Annotated in this window: 18 protein-coding genes; 10 read left to right on the top strand and 8 right to left on the bottom strand. The window is 40.2% G+C overall.

Annotated features, from left to right (window positions below; all coding sequences use genetic code 11):
* Positions 1–5 precede the first annotated feature (5 nt).
* The 5 genes from FNH22_RS03075 to FNH22_RS03055 are packed head-to-tail and all read left to right on the top strand — an operon-like array spanning position 6 to position 4305.
* Positions 6–1004: a beta-ketoacyl-ACP synthase III gene (locus FNH22_RS03075; RefSeq protein ID WP_143396854.1), complete on the top strand. Its 999-nt coding sequence runs from the start codon at positions 6–8 to the stop codon at positions 1002–1004.
* Between the two features lie 46 nt (positions 1005–1050).
* On the top strand, positions 1051–1617 hold the full coding sequence (efp, locus tag FNH22_RS03070; RefSeq protein WP_143396853.1) for an elongation factor P: 567 nt from the start codon (positions 1051–1053) through the stop codon (positions 1615–1617).
* Between the two features lie 23 nt (positions 1618–1640).
* Complete coding sequence (gene accB / locus FNH22_RS03065) at positions 1641–2138, top strand: acetyl-CoA carboxylase biotin carboxyl carrier protein (protein ID WP_143396852.1); 498 nt, start codon at positions 1641–1643, stop codon at positions 2136–2138.
* Positions 2139–2186: 48 nt separating this feature from the next.
* A complete protein-coding gene (gene accC, locus FNH22_RS03060) occupies positions 2187–3539 on the top strand; it encodes an acetyl-CoA carboxylase biotin carboxylase subunit (protein WP_143396851.1) in 1353 nt (450 codons plus the stop codon).
* 52 nt (positions 3540–3591) lie between these two features.
* On the top strand, positions 3592–4305 hold the full coding sequence (locus FNH22_RS03055) for a hypothetical protein (protein WP_143396850.1): 714 nt from the start codon (positions 3592–3594) through the stop codon (positions 4303–4305).
* Positions 4306–4309: 4 nt separating this feature from the next.
* Here the strand turns inward: FNH22_RS03055 and FNH22_RS03050 are convergent, their stop codons facing one another.
* Positions 4310–4879: a DUF3109 family protein gene (locus FNH22_RS03050; protein WP_143396980.1), complete on the bottom strand. Its 570-nt coding sequence runs from the start codon at positions 4877–4879 to the stop codon at positions 4310–4312.
* A 179-nt stretch (positions 4880–5058) separates the two neighbouring features.
* Between FNH22_RS03050 and FNH22_RS03045 the strand changes: the two genes are divergently transcribed.
* The 4 genes from FNH22_RS03045 to FNH22_RS03030 all read left to right on the top strand — a co-directional run bounded on the left by FNH22_RS03045 (position 5059) and on the right by FNH22_RS03030 (position 10232).
* Positions 5059–7317, top strand: a complete 2259-nt coding sequence (locus tag FNH22_RS03045; RefSeq protein ID WP_143396849.1) for an ATP-dependent helicase — start codon at positions 5059–5061, stop codon at positions 7315–7317.
* A 48-nt stretch (positions 7318–7365) separates the two neighbouring features.
* Positions 7366–8016 carry a DUF4290 domain-containing protein gene (locus FNH22_RS03040; RefSeq protein ID WP_143396848.1) on the top strand — a complete coding sequence of 217 codons (651 nt, stop codon included), beginning with the start codon at positions 7366–7368 and terminating at the stop codon, positions 8014–8016.
* Positions 8016–9323: a UDP-N-acetylglucosamine 1-carboxyvinyltransferase gene (gene murA, locus FNH22_RS03035; RefSeq protein WP_143396847.1), complete on the top strand. Its 1308-nt coding sequence runs from the start codon at positions 8016–8018 to the stop codon at positions 9321–9323. Before FNH22_RS03040 ends, murA begins: the two co-directional genes overlap by 1 nt.
* Positions 9324–9413: 90 nt before the next feature.
* On the top strand, positions 9414–10232 hold the full coding sequence (locus tag FNH22_RS03030; RefSeq protein ID WP_143396846.1) for a mechanosensitive ion channel family protein: 819 nt from the start codon (positions 9414–9416) through the stop codon (positions 10230–10232).
* 67 nt (positions 10233–10299) lie between these two features.
* Here the strand turns inward: FNH22_RS03030 and FNH22_RS03025 are convergent, their stop codons facing one another.
* Positions 10300–11049, bottom strand: coding sequence for a glucose 1-dehydrogenase (locus FNH22_RS03025; protein ID WP_143396845.1), 750 nt, complete (start codon positions 11047–11049; stop codon positions 10300–10302).
* Positions 11050–11124: 75 nt separating this feature from the next.
* Positions 11125–11703: a TetR/AcrR family transcriptional regulator gene (locus FNH22_RS03020; protein WP_143396844.1), complete on the bottom strand. Its 579-nt coding sequence runs from the start codon at positions 11701–11703 to the stop codon at positions 11125–11127.
* Positions 11704–11892: 189 nt separating this feature from the next.
* Here FNH22_RS03020 and FNH22_RS03015 point away from each other — a divergent pair, with 189 nt between their 5' ends.
* Positions 11893–14256: an ABC transporter permease gene (locus FNH22_RS03015; RefSeq protein WP_143396843.1), complete on the top strand. Its 2364-nt coding sequence runs from the start codon at positions 11893–11895 to the stop codon at positions 14254–14256.
* A gap of 132 nt (positions 14257–14388) precedes the next feature.
* Here FNH22_RS03015 and FNH22_RS03010 read toward each other — a convergent pair whose 3' ends face one another.
* The 5 genes from FNH22_RS03010 to FNH22_RS02990 form a co-directional block, all read right to left on the bottom strand.
* Positions 14389–15285: a glycosyltransferase gene (locus tag FNH22_RS03010; RefSeq protein WP_255517968.1), complete on the bottom strand. Its 897-nt coding sequence runs from the start codon at positions 15283–15285 to the stop codon at positions 14389–14391.
* Positions 15286–15588: 303 nt separating this feature from the next.
* On the bottom strand, positions 15589–16461 hold the full coding sequence (locus FNH22_RS03005; protein WP_143396841.1) for a DUF4249 domain-containing protein: 873 nt from the start codon (positions 16459–16461) through the stop codon (positions 15589–15591).
* A gap of 6 nt (positions 16462–16467) precedes the next feature.
* Positions 16468–18816 (bottom strand): TonB-dependent receptor, encoded by a 2349-nt coding sequence (locus FNH22_RS03000; RefSeq protein ID WP_143396840.1) that lies wholly within the window; start codon positions 18814–18816, stop codon positions 16468–16470.
* 685 nt (positions 18817–19501) lie between these two features.
* Complete coding sequence (locus FNH22_RS02995; protein WP_255517981.1) at positions 19502–20404, bottom strand: glycosyltransferase family 2 protein; 903 nt, start codon at positions 20402–20404, stop codon at positions 19502–19504.
* Positions 20405–20681: 277 nt separating this feature from the next.
* Positions 20682–21929 carry a hypothetical protein gene (locus FNH22_RS02990; RefSeq protein WP_143396838.1) on the bottom strand — a complete coding sequence of 416 codons (1248 nt, stop codon included), beginning with the start codon at positions 21927–21929 and terminating at the stop codon, positions 20682–20684.

The following is a 21929-nucleotide window of genomic DNA, read 5'->3' as shown; positions in this document are numbered from 1 at the left end:
ACGCTATGGCTAAAACACAGGCTGCCATTACAGGAGTTCATGGATATGTACCCGATTATATCCTTACCAACCAGGAACTTGAAACACTTGTAGACACGAGCGATGAATGGATAACCAGCAGAACGGGTGTAAAAGAAAGAAGAATTTTAAAAGGCGAAGGAAAAGGCACCAGCGTGATGGCCAGCAAAGCGGTGAAAGGCTTATTAGAAAAGACTGCTGTTAAAGCCGATGAGATAGACCTGATCATATGCGCTACAGTAACACCGGACATGGTCTTTCCTGCCACTGCCAACCTGATAGCCGCCAATGTAGGAGCGGTCAATGCTTTCAGCTATGATATTTCAGCCGCCTGTTCCGGGTTTCTTTACGCCTTGACCACGGCAAGTCAGTTTATAGAAACGGGTCTTTACAAAAAAGTAATCGTAGTGGGTGCAGATAAAATGTCTTCCATTATTGATTACGAAGACCGGACTACCTGTATCATTTTTGGCGATGGTGCCGGAGCAGTGTTATTAGAACCAAGTCTGGAAGAAGTAGGTATCGTAGACTCTATTCATAAAAGTGATGGAACAGGAGTAGAATTCCTTAAGATGAAAGCCGGTGGAAGCCAATATCCGGCATCACATGAGACAGTAGATAATAAATGGCATTACGCCCGCCAGGATGGAGCTACAGTATTTAAGTTTGCAGTAACTAACATGGCAGACTACGCAGCTAAAATCATGGAACGGAATAATCTCACCTCAGACGATGTTGCCTGGCTTGTTCCTCACCAGGCTAACAAAAGAATTATAGACGCCACGGCCAATAGAATGGGTGTAACGGAAGATAAGGTAATGATGAACATAGAGCGCTATGGCAACACCACTGCAGGAACCATTCCTTTATTACTCTGGGATTATGAATCACAACTCAAAAAAGGAGACAACCTGGTAATGGCGGCATTTGGTGGCGGGTTCACATGGGGTGCTATTTATTTAAAGTGGGCATATGACTCCAAATAGTTGCTTTTTCTTTATTCATTGATAACTTAGACCAAAATTATATTCAATGGCAACAACCGCCGATTTCAAGAACGGACTATGCATTGAATTCAACCACGATCTTTATACCATCGTTGAGTTCCAACATGTAAAGCCTGGAAAAGGGCCTGCTTTTGTAAGAACAAAGCTTAAAAGCATGACCTCGGGCAAAGTAATAGATAACACATTTACTTCCGGTCATAAAATTACCACAGCGCGTGTCGAAAGAAGGGCACACCAGTTTTTATATAAAGATGACCTGGGATATCACCTCATGGACAACGAAACCTATGAGCAGATCTCCGTTGAAGAAAGCCTGATCAACAATCCTGGCCTCATGAAAGATGGTCAGAATGTCGATATATTGTATCATGCTGAGAAAGAACAAGTACTGGGTTGTGAACTACCGGCATTTGTAGAGCTGGTCGTTACATACACTGAGCCTGGCTTACGGGGTGACACAGCTACCAACGCTACTAAGCCCGCTACAATGGAAACCGGAGCAATTGTGCAAGTACCTCTTTTTATTAATCAGGATGAAAAAATCAAAGTAGATACCCGTACGAATTCTTATGTAGAACGGGTCAAAGAATAAACAGTCAACAAAAGCACTGAGATATGAAATCCAAAGAAATAAGAGACCTAATAGACTTTATCTCTCAAACAGGTCTTAATGAAGTTAACATAGAAACCGAGGAGATTAAGCTCTCCATAAAAAGGGCCCCGGATGTTAAAACAAAAATAGTTGAATCAGGTGTGTCCGCGATTCCTGTGGCCGCCGCTGCCGCGCCTCCCCCTGCCCCTGCCCCTGCTGAAACAATCGCCCCGGCAGCACCAAAAGCTGCAACAACACAAAGTACTGAAGACAGTAGTCAGTATATTGAGGTAAAATCTCCCATGATAGGGACATTTTATCGATCTGCCAATCCTGACAGTCCTTCCTTTGTTTCTGTTGGAGATAAGATAGAAGTCGGACAGACTCTCTGTATTGTAGAGGCCATGAAACTTTTCAATGAAATTGAGTCGGAAGTAAGCGGCACTATCGTGAAAGCCATGGTGGAAAACTCTTCTCCTGTAGAATACGACCAGGTATTGTTTCTGGTAGACCCTTCTTAAAGAAGCGGTCTTTTTCAATCGAATCATTATCTCTTAACCGACAAAATTGTGTTCAATAAAATACTAATCGCTAATAGAGGTGAGATTGCACTACGGGTAATCCGTACTTGCAAGGAGATGAATATCAGAACTGTAGCTGTTTACTCTCTCGCTGACAAAGACAGTCTCCATGTACGTTTCGCGGATGAAGCTGTATGTATTGGAAAAGCTCCAAGCAGTGAGTCTTATCTTAACATACCCAATATAATAGCCGCTGCAGAAATTACCAATGCGGATGCCATCCATCCGGGATATGGTTTTCTTGCGGAGAATGCCGAGTTCAGCTCCGTATGTCAGGAGTACAATATAAAGTTCATTGGGGCCTCTCCGGATATGATCAATAATATGGGAGACAAAGCTACCGCTAAAGCTACAATGAAAGCGGCAGGAGTCCCTACCATACCCGGTTCCGAAGGCTTGTTGAGTTCTGTAGCTGAAGGAAAGAAAATTGCAAAAAAGATCAAATACCCGGTCATTCTGAAAGCTACAGCAGGTGGCGGAGGTAGGGGTATGCGTATCGTTGCTAACGAATCTGAATTTGAAAAGGCATGGGATTCGGCACGACAGGAATCCGCCGCCGCATTTGGAAATGACGGCATGTACCTGGAAAAATTTGTAGAAGAGCCGCGCCATGTAGAAATACAGATAGTAGGTGATTGTAAGGGTAAAGCCTGCCATCTTTCCGAGCGTGATTGCAGCATTCAAAGAAGGCATCAAAAGCTCCTGGAAGAAACACCGTCACCCGTTATGACGGTATTCCCGGAGTTAAGGAATAAGATGGGTGAAGCAGCCGTAAAAGCAGCAGAGGCTATTAAATATGAAGGAGCTGGTACGGTTGAATTTTTGGTAGACAAAAACGGTGATTTCTACTTCATGGAAATGAACACAAGGATACAGGTGGAGCATCCTATTACGGAAGAAGTGACCGACTACGACCTAATCAAAGAACAGATCAAAGTAGCTGCAGGTATAGAGATATCAGGAAATAACTATGAGCCAAACCTCTACGCTATGGAATGCAGGATCAACGCGGAAGATCCGTCCAATGATTTCAGGCCATCTCCCGGAAAAATAACGAACCTCCATATGCCAGGTGGGCATGGCGTTCGAGTGGATAGTCATGTATACGCTGGCTATACCATACCACCTAACTATGATTCCATGATCGCCAAACTTATTGTAAGCGGACAAACACGTGAAGACGTGATCACCAGAATGAAAAGAGCACTGAGCGAGTTTGTCATCGAGGGGATAAAAACAACTATTCCATTCCACCTGAAACTCATGGATGATGAAATATTCAAATCCGGGATGTTCACCACAAAATTTTTAGAAGACTTTGATTTTAGCGACCTGAAGTGATTAGTATACCGGTCTTGCAAAACAATCCGGCATATGCAAGGGTTAATACAAAATGGAATTTAAAATTATTTCCAGAAAACAGAAGCCTGATTTTACAGGCTTTTGTTTTATATTACAATCCATGAAGGTCTTTATTGGTATACTTTGCGTGCTGCTTGCACTTCCTTCTTTCGGACAAAAAAAGGAATCATACTTTCAGGTAGGTGTATCCGCAAATAGCTATAAAGGAGAAATAGGCAACTACGATAGCTGGTCTCCCGGAATACAAGCGGGGATACTTTTTAACAAAAAGAAACGACTGAATGGAGCTCTGAATATTGGATTCGGCTCTTTGAGTAGTGAAGACCAGACCTTCGGTTTTCAAAGTAATACCGGCACACCCGCACCTAACAATTTCGTAAAAACGAACTTCCTCTTCTTCAACTACGATCTCCATATCAACATTATAAAAAAAGAACAGCTGATCCTCTACTTAAGCCAGGGTATTGGATTCATGCGTTTTACCCCTAAAGATGAATTTGACGAGGTATTGGAGTCACAGGAGGATACACGAAATGAAGGTGAAACTTATAGAAATCTGAGTTTTATTCTTCCCACAAGCATAGGGATCATTTATTTCACAAAAAGAAAGCTCGGCTTTTCTTTCCAGGCAGGTATATTCAATACTAATACCGACTATCTTGACAATATTTCAGAACTTGGAGACAGTGGAAATGATAATGCATTAAACCTGAGACTTGCACTCCTTATTCCATTATCCGATTAGCTTATTAGCTGCTTTCCTTCTCCAGAAGATCAACAAGATCGTTATACCAACTTTTGCCATATTTCCGGATCAGGGGTTCTTTCAAAAAATTATAGACCGGCACATTAAGAGAGGCGCCCAAATGACAGGCAGCATCACAAATATCCCACTGATCATAGTTCAGTGCATCAAATTCATCATATTTAGTAATGCGAATAGGATATAAGTGACAACTGATGGGTTTCTTAAAATCTGTTTGCTTTTCATTATACGCCTGTTCAATCCCGCATTTTAAGATCCCTTCTTTATCATAAATGGCATAAGCACATTCTTTTCCTCCTATAGTAGGTGTAGAATACTCACCCTCTTCATCCAGAATGTAAGGCCCCTGCTGCTCTATAGCACGAATACCTTCTTCCGATAAGAAGGGTTTGATCTTTTCATATGCTTGTTTCAACACGTCCAATTCATCTTCTTCCAAAGGCGCTCCCAGATCACCTTCCACACAACACGCTCCTTTACACTTTTCAAGATTACATACAAAGAAATTATCCTTAATGTCATCTGAGATTATCGTTTTACCAAATTCTATCATTACTTCAAAAATATATATTCTAAAATGATTCCTAACCATATGAGCTGGTTGTTAACCGTAAGATATCACTTCTGCATCATGTAGTATCGGGTCTATAGAACAAACCCTTCAAATTGTTGTTCTGAACCCTTATTTGATCCCCTCAAAAATGTAAATTGCAAAAAGATTAATGAGGTAGAATGGAGTATTTAAATAGCTTAAACGAGCCACAAAGAGAAGGGGTGGTTAATACAGATGGCCCCGTAATGATCATAGCAGGAGCAGGTTCAGGAAAAACCCGGGTGCTGACTTATCGAATTGCTTATCTTATTGATAATAAGCAAGTTGATCCGTTTAACATTCTAGCGTTAACGTTTACCAACAAGGCCGCTAAAGAAATGCGGGAACGTATTGAAAAAGTGGTAGGTACTGAGGCCCGTAATTTATGGATGGGTACCTTTCACTCTGTATTTGCACGAATACTGAGAGCCGAAGCCGATCATTTAGGCTACCCCAGTAACTTCACTATTTATGATACGGACGATTCCAAATCACTCATAAGAACTATCGTCAAAGAGTTTAACCTTGATGACAAGGTATATAAGGCAAATGTAGTGCTCAATCGAATATCCGGGGCAAAAAACAGGCTCATCTCCTGGCGTGAATATTTAAATAATCCCATTTACAAGGCTGACGATGAAAGTAACATGAAGCCTGAGCTCGGTCGTATTTATAAAACCTATGCAGAGCGCTGCTTCAAAGCCGGAGCCATGGATTTTGACGATCTATTATTCAATACCAATGTGCTTTTCAAAGAACACACAGACGTACTCAATAAATATCAGCAACGCTTTCATTATGTTATGGTGGACGAGTTTCAGGACACCAATATTTCACAATATCTGATCACCAAAAAATTAGCCGCCGTACGCCAGAACATTGCTGTAGTAGGTGATGACGCCCAAAGTATCTACGCCTTCAGGGGGGCGGATATTCAGAATATCCTGAATTTTGAAAAAGATTATTCTGATCTAAGAGTGATCAAGCTGGAGCAAAACTATCGTTCATCACGCAATATTGTTAACGCTGCGAACTCCGTTATTTTTAAAAATAAAGCCCAGCTCAAGAAAAACGTCTGGACAGATAACGAAGAGGGGAGCCTCATTGAGCTGCTTAAAGCCAATAGCGATGGTGAAGAAGGCAAGTTGGTAGCCTCCGCGATCTTTGAAGAAAAAATGCATCGTCAAATCAAAAATAATGAAGTCGCGGTGCTTTATCGGACCAACAGCCAGTCAAGGGCTATTGAAGAGGCGCTCAGGAGAATGAACCTCAAATACAAAATTATAGGTGGTCTTTCTTTTTATCAGCGCAAGGAGATCAAAGACCTTATGGCTTATCTCCGCTTTTCCATCAACCATAACGATGAAGAGTCTTTTAAACGTATTATCAACTACCCTCGACGAGGCGTGGGTGATACTTCCGTAAGTAAAATGATTGTAGCTGCTAATGATCATGCGATTAGTTTGTGGGAAGTATTGGAAAACGCCAACTCGTTCCTGGGTGGACGTGCAGCAAATGCTGTAATGGATTTTGTGACCACCATTAAAAGGTTTAAACTGGAAATAGAAAGTAAAGATGCCTTTGAAGCTGCTACTCAAATCGCCAAGACCTCGGGCATTCTGAAAGAGCTGTACGAAGATAAAACCGTTGAAGGCCTTAACCGATACGAAAACGTACAAGAACTGTTAAACGCTATTAAAGAATATGTAGACGATCCTGAAAAAGAAGACAAAAGCCTGGGGGCCTTTTTACAGGAAATCGCTTTAGTGACGGGGCTGGACAATGATAAAGATGATGATGAAGAAAAAATCACCTTAATGACCATCCATATGGCAAAGGGCCTGGAATTCCAGCATGTTTATATCGTAGGACTGGAGGAAGATCTTTTCCCATCACAAATGATGCTAAGTAGCCGTGCTGACCTGGAAGAAGAGCGGCGCCTTTTTTATGTAGCTATCACCAGAGCCAAATCTAAACTATTTGTCTCGTATGCACTAAGCCGTTACCGTTTCGGAAGATTAAAAAACTGTGAACCGAGTCGGTTCATTGAAGAAATAGATCCTGCATTCATTAAAATAAATAAAAAGTACAATCCGGCAGATAGCACTACCCAAAACGAGCGGCCGGATTATGCAAAAAACTTTGTAAAAGGAATGAAAAAGACGGTGTCTTCGAAACCGGTGAAAAAGAGCAGTTACAAACCCTCTGCCGATTTTACACCAAGCGATACATCGAACTTACAAGAAGGAATGAAAGTAGAACATCCTAAATTTGGATACGGTAAAGTAGTAGACATGGATGAAAGTGGGGCCAACCGTAAGGCCAAAGTTAGTTTCGACGACTTTGGAGAAAAGACATTATTACTTAGCTTTGCTAAACTCAAGATTCACGACAATTAACAATTGGCCAATACTTTAATACCAGCTTCGGCCAGCAAACAGCATTACATGGATTATAATACAAGCCTTTCTCCTTTAATTCTGAAAGAATATGGGAGGAACATTCAAAAACTAGTTGGCTTCTTAAGAACAATAGAAGATAAGGAGAAGAGGACCCAATACGCGCATACATTGGTAGAATTAATGAAGCAAATAGCTCCAACGGTTAAAGAGACCAATGAAACAAATCAAAAACTGTGGGACGATATGTTCATTATGGCAGGTTTCGAGCTGGAGGTGGACAGCCCCTACCCTATCCCTGAAAAGGAAATACTGGACAAAAAACCGGACCGGGTCGGGTATGTGAATAACAGAATAAAATACAGACACTATGGCCGCAATATAGAATTATTGGTAAATGAAGCCATCAAAAAAGAAGACCCACAGGAACGTGAAGATGCTATTGTCTATATAGGTAAGCTAATGAAAAGCTTCTATAGCAGTTGGAACAAAGAGGTAATAGATGATGAAGTCATTCTGAATAACATTCAATCCATTTCAGGCGGCGCCCTGAGTATCGATCTTGAAAAAGTGAGAGAAGGCAACCTTTTTGAGCGACTTTACAAGGACCGGAAAAAGTCTAACAATAACAATAATAACAGATCACAGGGCGGTAAGCACGATAACAGAAAAGGTGGAAGGAACCGCAGAAGAAGATAATGGGTTCATTTAAAATCCGTGGTGGTAAACAACTCTCTGGTGAGATCATTCCACAAGGAGCCAAAAACGAGGCCCTTCAAATACTATCCGCTGTACTGCTCACAGAACATCCTGTAACAGTATACCGTGTACCGGATATTCTCGATGTTAACAAATTAATAGAGCTCATTGGTGATATGGGCGCACGGGTTGAACAACTTAATACCGAGACCTACCGGTTCACCTGCAAAAACATTGATGTAAACTTCCTGGAAAGTGAACATTTCAAAACCAAGGCAGCCTCATTAAGAGGCTCTATTATGATCCTTGGCCCGCTTCTGGCCAGATATGGTAAAGCCAAAATACCAAAGCCGGGAGGCGATAAGATAGGAAGAAGGCGATTAGACACTCACTTTTTAGGCTTTCAAAATCTGGGCGCCAAGTTTGACTATTCGCAAAATGACGGTCTTTTTAAAATTGATGCATCTAATCTGAAAGGTTGTTACATGCATTTGGATGAAGCTTCAGTAACAGGAACAGCCAATATTATTATGGCTGCCGTACTGGCGGAAGGAACTACTACCATATACAATGCAGCATGTGAACCTTACCTGCAACAGCTATGCAATATGCTCAACCGTATGGGAGCAAATATTTCAGGTATTGGATCTAATCTATTAAAAATTGAAGGAGTTAGCAGTCTGAACGGTACCGATCACACGTTACTTCCTGATATGATCGAAGTAGGGAGTTTTATTGGTTTGGCCGCCATGACCCAATCTTCCATTACTATCAAAAACGCCGGAGTAGAATATCTCGGATTAATACCTGAGGTATTCAAAAGGCTGGGCATCAGGATGACTTTTGAAGGGGATGATATTATTATTCCCGCACACAAGCATTACGAAATAGAGACCTTCATAGACGGTTCTATCATGACTGTAGCAGATGCCCCATGGCCAGGGTTTACACCGGACCTGCTGAGTATTATACTTGTAACAGCTATACAAGCCAAAGGCACCGTTTTGGTACATCAAAAAATGTTTGAAAGCAGGCTCTTCTTCGTTGATAAGTTGATCGACATGGGGGCCCAGATCATTCTGTGTGACCCGCATCGTGCCACGGTAATAGGTTTAGACAGAAAACAGAACCTTCGTGGTATCAACATGTCTTCTCCGGATATTCGGGCAGGAGTATCACTTCTTATTGCAGCATTGTCAGCAGATGGTGAAAGTATCATCTCCAATGTCGAGCAAATTGACCGCGGATACCAGGACATTGAAGATCGGTTAAAAGCACTTGGAGCCGACATCCAACGTATAGAATAATCGTAATCATTTGTTCATAATTGGCTCTATGTAATTGATTTTTAATATGTTATATTTAAAACTATTACAACTTAAACCTTTTACATTTAAATGGAGCATTTAGAACAAATGAAAAATCTACTCATGGACTATGCGGTAGACTATGGGTTGGCCATCCTGAAAGCGATAATTGTCCTCGTCATTGGATTATGGATTATCAGGGCCATTCGTAATGGATTTGAGAAACTATTATCGAAAAGAAACGTCGATGCATCATTGAAACCATTTTTAGGAAGTTTGGTTTATAACATCCTCCTGGTGCTATTGATCCTTAGCGTGCTTAGCACAATAGGTATACAGATGACCTCTTTCATAGCTATTGTTGGTGCGGCGGGCCTGGCGATTGGCCTGGCTCTGCAAGGCACTCTTCAAAACTTTGCAGGAGGCGTGGTAATACTCGTGCTCAGGCCTTTTAAAGTAGGTGATTACATTGACGGAGGTGGGCACTCCGGTACCGTAAAAGAAATCCAGATTTTCAATACGGTCTTAATAACACCAGATAACAAACGTATCACCATTCCAAACGGAACATTATCTAATGATTCCATCGTCAACTACTCTTCGGAACCCATACGACGAGTCGACATGGTATTTGGCATTGGATACGACGATGATATAAAAACCGCAAAAGACTTATTGGAATCTATTGTTACAAGTGACGAACGTATACTCAAAGACCCGGCACACACCATAGCAGTAAGTGAACTTGGAGATAGCTCGGTAAACTTTGCCGTACGCCCGTGGGTAAAGAAAGAGGACTATTGGAGTGTTTTCTTCGACCTTCAGGAAAAGGTCAAACTGGAATTTGACAAAGCAGGTATTTCCATTCCTTACCCCCAACGCGATATACACGTATACAACGAAAAGTAATGAAAACAAAAAAGGGGTTGCTCATAAGAAAAGAACAACCTCTTTTTGTTGGATTGTTTCTCCAGGTTTACACCTGGCTTAATCCTCCATCCACTTCCAATTCTACTCCATTGATAAAAGAGGCCTCATTTGAAGCCAGGAACAACACGGTCTTGGCTAATTCTTCCGAGGAACCAAAACGACCAAGTGGCACCTGCTGCGCAAAACCTGCTCCCATCTGTTGTACTTCATCTTCAGATAAACCTATTTTACCATAAAGTGGTGTATCTATCGGGCCCGGCGCCACACTCACAGAACGTATTTTTTTCTCTTTCAGCTCATTCGCCAATACCCTGGACAACGACCTTAGCGCTGCCTTGGTGGCTGAATAAACGGATGTACCCGGAAAGCCTTTTTGTCCTACTATAGAAGTATTTCCAATGATTACCCCTCCCTCATTAATGTACGGCACTGCCTCCTTTATTGTAAAAAAAGGGCCTTTCACATTGGTATCAAATAAATCATCAAAATGCTCTTCCGTGATATCCAGGATTGGTAAAAAAGGAGCAATACCAGCGTTTAAAAACAGGATATCAATATTACCATAGGTTTCCACCGTTTTTTGAATCGCTAACTTACCTTCCTCAATATTCGCTGCATCTGCCAAAATGTAAGTGACTTCGCCTGATATGGCATTGGCAGCCTGCTCAAGCGCTTCACGCCTTCTGCCGGTGATCACCACTTTAGCTCCTTCTTGTGCAAATAGTTTAGCCGTAGCCAGGCCTATCCCACTATTACCCCCGGTGATCAGCGCTACTTTGTTTTCTAATTTTCCCATTATTTATTTTTTATTTGAAACGTTCATTCCAAATAACGATATACTGAAACAAACGTTTCAAATAAACGGGCCTTTTTATAAACTTTTTAAAATTTGATTAGTAATATCCTCTATATCAGAACTTTGATGATCTAAAATACTGATCAATCTCAGGCCATGAAGACTGGAAAACAAGTAAAGCGCCAGCTGTTTAGGATCTTTCGAAACCGCTATTTCACCCATTTCCTGGGCTTGCTCAATAAGGGTTGAGAACATAGTTACCATGCTTTCCTGGTTTCTTAAGAGAAAGTCACGGATTTTCGGCTCATTGCCACCTAGTTCGGTAGTACAGTTTGTAATCAGGCAGCCTTTATCTTGTTTGCCCTGAATGATTTCATCTCGTATACTTTCGAACACAAAGGTAATAGCAGCTCTGGGGCTTTCCTCTAACTTAATACGTGATTGCAAGTTATCATTTTGCATCTTTTGATAATACCTCAAAGATTCTTCGTAGAGTTTGAATTTATCACCAAAGGAATTGTATATACTGGATCGATTTAAGCCGGTAACATCTACCAGGTCCTGCATGGATGTAGCGTTATAGCCTTTGTGCAAAAAAAGCTGTGTTACTTTTTTTATCACATCTTCGCGATCAAACAAAACAGACTTAGGCATACTGAAACAAACGTTTCAAAAAAAAATTAGTTTCAGAGTCAAATTCCCACAATTATTAAACTTCTCCTTTTTTCTTTTTCATGCAACCTCTTAAAAGTTAATAGGGTCTTTAATCAAATGAAAAATCAACTCTTAACCCGTAACCTTTACTGTAACAAAGAGTACTCCTGATATAACCCATCTTGTAATATGCTGAAAAATTACTTTGTTGTCACTTTAAGGAATATTTTCAAGAATTCCGTTTATTCATTTATCAACATTACGGGTCTGGCTATCGGCATTGTATGCAGCTTATTGATCATACTTTGGGTAGAAGATGAGGTATCTTACGATCATTTTATTCCTAAAAGTGAGCGATTATACCAGGTATGGGTAAATGCCCAGTTTAGTGGGGAAATCAATTCATGGAACTCCGTGCCTCTTCCCACCTACGAAGCTATGAAAACCCGTAACAGCAATATTGTCAATTCAGCCGTTTCAGACTGGGGTGGAGAACACCTTCTAAAGTGGGAAGAAACCCGGGTAACTAAAACAGCCTATTATGTGAGTGAAGAATTTCTGGAAATGTTCGGGTTTTCGTTGTCTTCAGGTAGTGCTGAAACTGTCCTGGACGATCCTTATTCAATTGTACTCACCGCATCCACTGCCAAAGCATTGTTCAACGATGATGATCCGATCAACAAAGTGGTGCGCTTTAATGATCAGTATGATCTCAAAGTGACCGGAGTATTAGAGGATCTACCGGAAAACTCATCTTTTGAATTTGACTTTCTTGTGACCTGGAAGCTAAATGCTTTAAAGGAATGGATACAGAATAATAACGACAACTGGGGTAACTATTCCTTTCAAGTTTATGTGGAGCTCAATAACCCTGAAAATGAATTGGAAGTAGAACAAGCCATAGTACACCTGCTGCAGGAAAACGGTGAAGAGGACATGAAGCCCGAGTTCTTTTTACATCCCATGCATCGCTGGCGATTACATTCTACTTTTGAAAATGGTCAGGAAAGTGGCGGAAGAAATGATTTTATCCGGTTGTTCACCATTATTGCCATTTTCATCCTGGTCATTGCATGTATCAACTTCATGAACCTCGCCACAGCACGATCAGAGCGCAGGGCTAAAGAAGTTGGTATACGTAAAAGTATTGGCTCTAATCGCTATGAATTGATCTTGCAATTTCTCGGTGAGTCGCTTTTTATTGCAACAGTATCATTTATCGTTGCCCTTTTAGTGGCTCAATTAGTTCTTCCTGCGTATAACGACCTCGTTGATAAACAACTTAGTATACCTTATGCATCCTTATCTTTCTGGCTGTTTTCTATCGGTATTATCTTATTTACGGGCCTTGTCTCCGGCAGTTATCCGGCCTTTTATCTCTCTTCCTTTCAGCCAGTGAAAGTACTCAAGGGAAAAGTCACCACAGGCAGACAGGTCAGTACCCCCAGGAAAGTACTGGTCACACTCCAATTTGGTTTTGCCATTTTACTCATTATTGGCACTATAGTCATTTTCCGTCAGATCCAGCTCGTAAAAAGCCGTGACCTTGGTTATGACCAGGAAAACCTGATCTCCATCTTTACGAATGATGAACTTGATAAAAACTATTACACACTCAAAGATGAATTAGAACAATCCGGCGCTGTATTATCTGTAACCAGGTCAAATGGGGCTATCACCACGATTAACTCCAATAACTTTGTCGGGTGGCCTGGCAAACCGGAAGACCTGAGGGTAATATTTACCACTGTTGCCACTGAATATGACTATGCCAGGACCATGGGCATAGAAGTGCTTATGGGACGGGATTTTTCAAGAGAGTTTAAAAGTGATACCGCCGCTATTATCATTAACAAAGCAGCGCTGGACTTAATGGACCTCGATGAGCCAATAGGAACTGAACTGGACTTATGGGGAGGTAAAAGAACACTCATAGGTGTAGTAGACAATGTACTTATGGGGTCTCCGAACGAGGCGATCAAACCCCTTTTTATGATCATGAACCCGGATTGGATCAATGTCATCTCTGTAAGATTGAAAAAAACAAATGATTTAAACGCTACACTGGCGCAAGTAGAAGGTATCTTCGAAAAGCACAACCCGGCATATCCTTTTGAATATACATTTGCAGATGAAGCTTTTCAAAAGAAATTTACCACCGTGGAGATGACGAGCAAACTTGCCACATTATTTGCGTCTTTAGCGATTGTCATCACCGGACTGGGTTTATTTGGATTAGCTTCTTTCACAGCAGAACAGCGTACGAAAGAAATAGGAATACGTAAAGTACTGGGTGCTTCCATATCCAGCCTGGTCGGTTTAGTATCGAAGGAATTCTCGCTGCTGGTGATCATTTCATTCGCTATTTCAGGCCCCATATCCTGGTGGCTACTCGATCAATACCTGGACCGCTACTCCATACGTACAGCTATCGACTGGTGGGTATTTCCTCTAACCGGTGGTGTGGCACTGTTATTTGCCCTGATCATTGTAAGTAACCAGGCATTCAGGGCAGCAAAAGCTAATCCGGCAGAATCATTAAGAAGTGAGTAAATCCAAAACTCCCTTCTGCATAGCTTCTTCTTTATTACCTTAATGAATTGGTTTTAGCAGGGTAACTCCAAGCGTAATCCTCTTGAGAAAAAGATCGCTTACCTATTATAACCGAACATACTTTTGTGCTTATTACTTGTGTCTTAACGACTCTCCTGTTTTTGCTCCTTTTAAAACAAAGAGTGCTATTTCCAGATAATAGAAGCCTTTATATAGTCTTTTAACATTTTTAAGAAAGAGTAATATTTTCATTACTCTATATTCCAATTTGACAGAAAACTTATTATAGTAATAGAATAACGCTTTATAAAATTCTTTTTCGACTTTTATATCACAGGCCTTATTTGGCATATGGTAAATGAACTTTGCTTCCGGAACTAAAAAAGTTGGATAGTTAGCTTTTTTAAATCTCATAGCAATGTCCTCCTCTCCACAGTGCAAAAAGTAATTAGTATCAAAACCACCTATTTCCTTAAATTTTTTACCATCAACAAACATTGCTGCACCAGTAACAAAGTCGACTTGTATAGGAAAGGTGAATTCACTTTTACGATCCGGGTACTTGAGTGGATTAAAAACATTTAAAAGGGATACACCAAATAGCGATCGTATCAAACCGGGAAAGCTGTTAAAAGAAGGATGGAAGTTTTTATTTGAATCATACATTTGACCAGTACATAACGCCACCTCTCTATTACTTCTCATAAAAAAATAAAGGATCCTGAGATTATCATTAAGAAATGCCACATGATTGCTTAAGAAATAAATATACTTTCCATCACATTGTTCAGCACCTAGCATATGTCCTTCAGAAACTCCTAAAGTAACACTACTTCTGATCACTGATACACAGGCTATCTCTTCACAAAAATGGCTCAAACGGTCATAGTCCAATTCGTTAGAATTATTATCAACGATTATGATTTCATAATTAAGATCATCATTTGACTTATCCAAAATACTGTTCACACAGTACATTGAATAGGATGATGAGTTATCATTGATAAAGATCACTGATACATCTTTCATTTGACCAACCGTTTTACTAAAGTACATTAAGGACATCGGGAACTATAAGGACCATACTTCATCTGAGCTCTTGCATTGAAAGACTCGCCTTGTTAAGGTTTTCATATCCAGCGACTCATTTCAACCGCATGTGTATTGTATTAGCAGGTAGCTTCTATCATACCAGACATACCGACAATACACGAAATGCTTTGTAAGGCTAGCCATTACCTGTTTTGCCTACAATAACCAACCTTGGTCATTTTTTACCAAAATGCAGATGCAGGTTTATCTATTGAAAAACCTACAGACGTTTGTCTGAGATCATTCCACTTTCATCTTTTTTATAACAGATTGATATGCAGCAAAAATGCCCAAGGCATCCTCACCTTCTATGGTGCTAATAAGCCGGACGGGCTCGGCAAACGGATTTTCATTCTGATCGATATCAACTAAAACTTTTTGATATTCGTAATAATTTTTGTCTGTAGTGAGCAATTGAATTTCTAACGAATCGATTAATACCTTTTGACCATTTACGAAGTAATTCAACAAAATATCAGTATCCGCCGAAATAACCTCCCCGTCCCTGCCATTATCTGTCTTAAAGCCTTCTTCAGCAAAATCCAATCCCAGGTAAAAATTGCGATCACGATCAACATCATCTTTATAACCTCCTGATACTCTGTAATAATTCTCTTCACCTTTCTGGTCTCTCCAAAATACCCTTAGCCGGAAACCATCCCTAGTCTCACTGATGGTCGTTCTGATGTCAGTAGCCGGTGTTTCAGGTACCTGACAGCTTGCTTTATATGTATTTCCACCAGTTTTTACCTCGAGAAAATATTGCTTTCCAGCCTGTATCGGGAATACATCCGTTTCCAGATTGTACCTCGCAGTTACATCATCAAAGGGAATTACGTTACTCACAGTACCATCCGAAATAATAACCTCTGCATCCGTGATCAAATCGGCACCAAAGTTGGTAATTCCCAAAACTGGTCTGGACAATGAGACCTCAACAGAAATAATAGAATCTTGTGGAGATATGAGAGAATTAATCACCACTTTTCGATCTGTATTAACCAAACCTTTCGGGTTTACCTCTTCTACACAACTGGCAACAAAAACAGATAGAACAAGCAGCAAAGCATTGTTGAAAATAATTTTAGGAAGGCAGATCATACTATTCATCATTTATATTTAAAACTCCAGGCGATAACTGATGGATGGAATAACGGGAAGTATACTCACCTTTTTAAGAGCTATCTTTTCACCCTGAGGTACTGTCTTTGACTCTGTATAATAAAAAAATGGATTTCTACGATTGTATATATTATAAATACCGATGTCCCAGGTCCTGATACCTCTTTTCTTCTTTTTATGGAATTGTATTCCAAAATCCAGGCGGTGATAAGCCTCCGCTCTGAAGTTATTGATTTGCTCTATATCATCAAACTCAGGTTCAAAAAAGAAAGAATGTGACAGTTTTTCTTGTGCTACCCGAAAAGTACCGGTAGGCACAGTAAAGTTATTACCTGTACCATACACCCAGGTTCCGGACAAAGTAATTTTATTTGATGGTTTAAAAACCCCTACCAAAGATACATCGTGACGTCTGTCATATTTGGCAAAATACTTTTCTCCTAAATTCAATTCATCGAATTGCAACTCTGTCTTTGAAAGGGTATAGCCAAGCCAACCGGTAAATTTTCCCAGCTTTTTCTCCAGAAATACTTCAGCGCCATAAGCCCAGGACTGCCCGGCAGTGATGTTATCTTCCCAGTTAACATTTTCAGCAGACTCAGGATCATCCAGTACCAAAAAAGTTGCCCCTTCCTTGTAGGCGATAACATCGTCTGACTTTTTATAATACCCTTCTATGGTCAGGCTAAGTCCATGCCTGCTGTTAAAATCTTTTGCCAGCCCAATGGCTACCTGCCGGGAACTTTGTGGTTTTACCTTATCTGTGGACGAAACCCACAAATCAGTCGGCAGGCCTATGCCTGAGTTGGTAAGCAAATGTATGTATTGGTTCATACTGGCGTAGGATGCCTTCACCGAGAGCTTATCATTCAGCATATAGGCCATAGACAATCTCGGCTCCGGTTTGAAATATTGTGTGTTTTTATAGTTAAAATGGCTTAGCCGCAATCCAAGTAAAATATTGAGCCGATTAAAAAGTCGCATATCATCTTCAGCATAAACAGCCGTTTCGATAGAATTGAATTTATCTTGTTCATCCTTAGGCTCTATACCTGTCTCCCGCAATACCAAAGCACGCGGGGTGAAGCTGTGATGGGTGGTCAGCAAACCAAAACGTAAGCTATGACTCGGGTTAGGAAAAAAGTCGAGGTCAAACTTTGCACTGTAATCTGTTATCCCGGATGAGTATTTGAGTTTATAATCAAAGTCCCGATCCTCTTCATCGGCCGAGATATCAAAGCTATATCGACTAAAAATCAAGGAGCTATTGGCAAACAGCTTATCGTTGAACTGATGATTCCAACGCAAAGTGCCGGTGGCATTACCCCAGCCAAGACCCGCATTAAATTTACTATCTTCATACTTCTCTTTTGCATAAAACTTGTCACGGCCAAAATAACCGCTCACATAAAGCTTGTCCCTACTGCTAAATTCATGATTGATCTTAGTGTTGAGGTCATAAAAATAATAACCGCCACTTGCCTCACCATCCGAAGACGCCTTAATAAAGGGGGCTGCCAATACATCGAGATACGTTCTTCTGCCGCTGACAAGGAAAGAAGTCTTTCCCTTTTTAATAGGCCCTTCCAGCATGAAACTGGAGGATAACAGACCTATACCAACCTTTCCATGGACTTCCTCTTTATTGCCGTCTTTCATATCCATTTTCACCACGGAAGACAGCCTTCCTCCGAACCTGGGCGGAAAGCCACCTTTATACAGCTCCACAGATTTTAACGCATCTCCATTGAACACACTAAAGAAGCCGAAAAGATGACTGGCATTATACACCACAGCTTCGTCCAGAATTATCAGGTTTTGGTCTGGCCCGCCCCCCCTGACATAAAGCCCTGAGCTTCCTTCTGACCCTGACTGAACACCAGGCATCAATTGAAGCGTTTTCATCACATCTTTTTCACCTAAAAAGGAGGGGAAATCCTGTATCTTTCTTGTTGGAAGGCTAACGACACTCATTTGGCTCTTTTCACTTATCAGTTCTTGTTGCTCAGCCATGACCACTACCTCCTCTAAAGCTATTGCAGAAGCTGTCAGTTCTATATTGATGCTTTTATTTTCATTTAAGTTAAGACGTTTGCTTATTGGCTCGTAACCAATGAAGGAATACTGTACATCATATGTTTCATTCCCGGCTAACGTAAGGGAATAGAAACCATACGTATTGGTAACTGCACCGGTTTTCAAGTCAGGCAGATAGACAGTAACCCCGGGTAACAACTCACCACTTCCTTTTTCTTTGACATAACCACTGATACTATATTTTTGTGCAAAAACAACACTACAGGGCAAAAGAAAAATGACAAGGCCAAGCCTTAGTTTTGTTTTCATGTTTGGGGTAAGGTAAAATTGACGCAAAAATGATTACTGAGTTACATTAAATTGTGAATGATAAGGAACATACTTCACCTGAGTACGCGTGTTGAGAAGCTAATCTTAACCCCATCCATAGATCAAGATTTTCATAACCAACAACTAACTATACAACATGTGTATTTAAATATTATAAGACTCATTATACCTACAAAATGCAAAAATACTTAACAAGGTAGTCATTACCGGTTTTATCCGCAATGACCAATAAACCTGTAAGCCACATATCTGAAATCATTACGCTCTAACCTTTTTATCAATTTTTGATATGTGGAAAAAATGCCTGAAGTACCTTGTACCTCCTATTGTACTAATTGTTTTATTCATGGTATTCGATTACTTCGCTAAACACAACGAAGAATCATTATTATTGATATACATCTCTCACCATATCTTTGGTTTCATTCAAGTGTGTTAAGGGTAATTTTAACTAACTCCCCACTACCTGAGATAAATCGAGTACTGTGTACGGCCAGTTAATGAGGTTCGCAGGCTATTCACTGAATCCAATTACAAGTATCTGAAACCTCAATCCTTTTATCCCTTCCAAAACGCCTCAGCACGCCCATACCGTTCTATTTTAAATTCTCATTATATAGCAGATCAGTATCTTTTTTTAGACCTTTGCCATTGAGTTTAAAATTCACCTATCACCAAGTGCAATTTTCTGTCCATGCCTTAATGAATTACCCATCTTAGCTCCTTTTAGTATGAAAAGTGAAATTTTCAGGTAATTGGCTCCTTTATATGCTCTTTTGACATTTTTAAGAAAATGCAAAAGTTTTATAATCTTATATTCCAGGAAGCCTGAGTACTTCTTGTGATAATAGAATAGCGAAACATAAAACTCTTTCTCAATTCTTAGATCACGGATGGTACTTTTACTCACGTGATGAATAAACTTTGCTTCCGGAATTAAGAAAATTGAATACCCGGCCTGCTTAAACTTCATCGCAATATCTTCCTCTTCACAGTATAAAAAATAGTTTGTATCAAAGCCACCTACTTCTGCAAATTTTTCAAAATTAACAAACATTGCAGCCCCGGTTGCAAAGTCCACTTGTACCGGACAAGTAAATGCACGTTTGCGACTTGGATATTTGCGAGGATTAAAAATACTCAGCAGGGATGCACCGAACAACGCTCGCCTTAAGGTAGGAAAGCTGTTGAAGGAAGGTTTAAAATTTTTATTTGAATCATACATTTGACCAGTACATAATGCTACGCTCTTATTACTTTCCATAAAAGAGTAAAGAATCCGAAGGTTATCATTGAGGAACTCGGTGTCATTGTTCAAGAAATAAATGTAACTTCCCTGAGCCTTCTGTACGCCGAGCATATGACCTGCGGAAAACCCCAAATTAATTCGACTTCTTATCAATGACACACATGCCACTCCTTTACAAAAATGGTTTAGACGATCATAGTCTTGCTCATTTGAATTATTATCAATTATGATTATTTCGTATTCCAGATCACTATTTGTCTTATTCAGAATACTGTTCACACAGTTCATGGAATAGGATGCAGAGTTATAGTTGATCATAATTATTGATATATCTTTCATCTTGTTTGTGGTTTTATTCAGGTACATCAAAGGCAATTGGTTTTACTAAATGGGCGTACTTGACCCTGATTCCTTTAATCACTCTGGTAAAGTAGTTAGTTATAATCCTGTTAGATAGATTAAGAATTAGAAGTGTCGATACTCATATACCAGCACAAAAATTACTGTGAGCAGTTGATTGACTTTAATGCAGATGAGATAGAACATTCTGTTACAAGTAAAGGTTGAATACTCGGAATGAAATGCACATCTATAATCATTTACCTATCATAACGCCAATAGAAGCTTTCATCAAAGGCTCAAAATATTCATGCCCTATGTCATAAGAAACTCCAACTCCTCCATCCAGGAAACCTCGTTTCCCAAAGCGTCTTTGCATTCCCCATGCTACTCCGATCTTAAATTCGTCAAACCCTTTATAATCTACCCCACTTGGCCCGCCTCCTAAGTTTATATCCGTGTTATGGAAATAATTTTTATAAAAATCGTCTATCAAAATGCTAATATAATTCCCCTCAAAATTTCTCGTTGCAGTGCCTCTCCTCATGTGCCTGTTGAAGTTATAATAATAGCGTAGCTCCATATCAATGGCTATTCTATATTCATTGTAATTATCACTACTGAAAAACGATGAATAATTTTTGGTGATCCGCCTGGAGTTGCCATGATTAAACTGAGACCTGTATTGAACGATCAGGGAAAGGTTATTCATTATTTGTTGTTCCCAACCTAAGGTTAATCTCCCTCCCGAGACAGTTCCAAGGGTGTGATTTCTGGTATTAGGCTGGTACCAAAAGCCCGGGTCAGAGATCCTGAACATTCCGCCTCCAATGGTATACCCTTCGCTAAATTCATTGAATTTTGAAGCCCCGGTATCAACGCTTTTAGATTTGCCGAATGCTATGCCTGACCCTACTGACAGGCCCATTCGGAATGTGCTTAGATTACTGAGATATTCCGCCTTAATACGTGCATCAAAAAATCCCCATTTACCAATTTTTTGTTGCCTCCCAAAGCTAAGTCCATAAATATAGTCATCTTCAAGACTGGTATAAATGGCGTTATCAAAGCCTTGTTGCCCAAAAGATCTTTCAAAAGAAGCGGCGAAGTAAGTCCCTGAAAAATTATTCACTCGATCATAGGCAGACTTAGACGATTTTCGTTTCGACGGATAATACCTTAATTGAGCAAACAAAGAACTTCCATAATATAAGGGGAGTTCCCAACCTAATTCAACAGAAAGGGATGGTTTTAATTTATGCTCCACCGACATACCTAGCCCATCAATATTTACATCTTCCGTTATAGGAACATTCAACTTGATCAAACTCCTTCTTTCCTGCCAACGCTGGTCAACATATTGGTATTTTCTTTCTTCTTCGAAGTCTTCCAAGCTTTTCTCTTCCACTGATGTTGAGATAGTTCCTTCTTGCGCTATACCTTGTATCGAAGCTATAAGTGCCAAGAAAATGGTTAAATGGATCGTTTTTGTAAAATTTGGCAT

Origin of the sequence: Fulvivirga sp. M361, from assembly GCF_007097395.1 — a bacterium.
Classification (GTDB): Bacteria; Bacteroidota; Bacteroidia; order Cytophagales; family Cyclobacteriaceae; genus Fulvivirga.
Note: the sequence above shows the minus strand (reverse complement) of the source record. Positions and strands in the feature narration are given on the sequence as shown.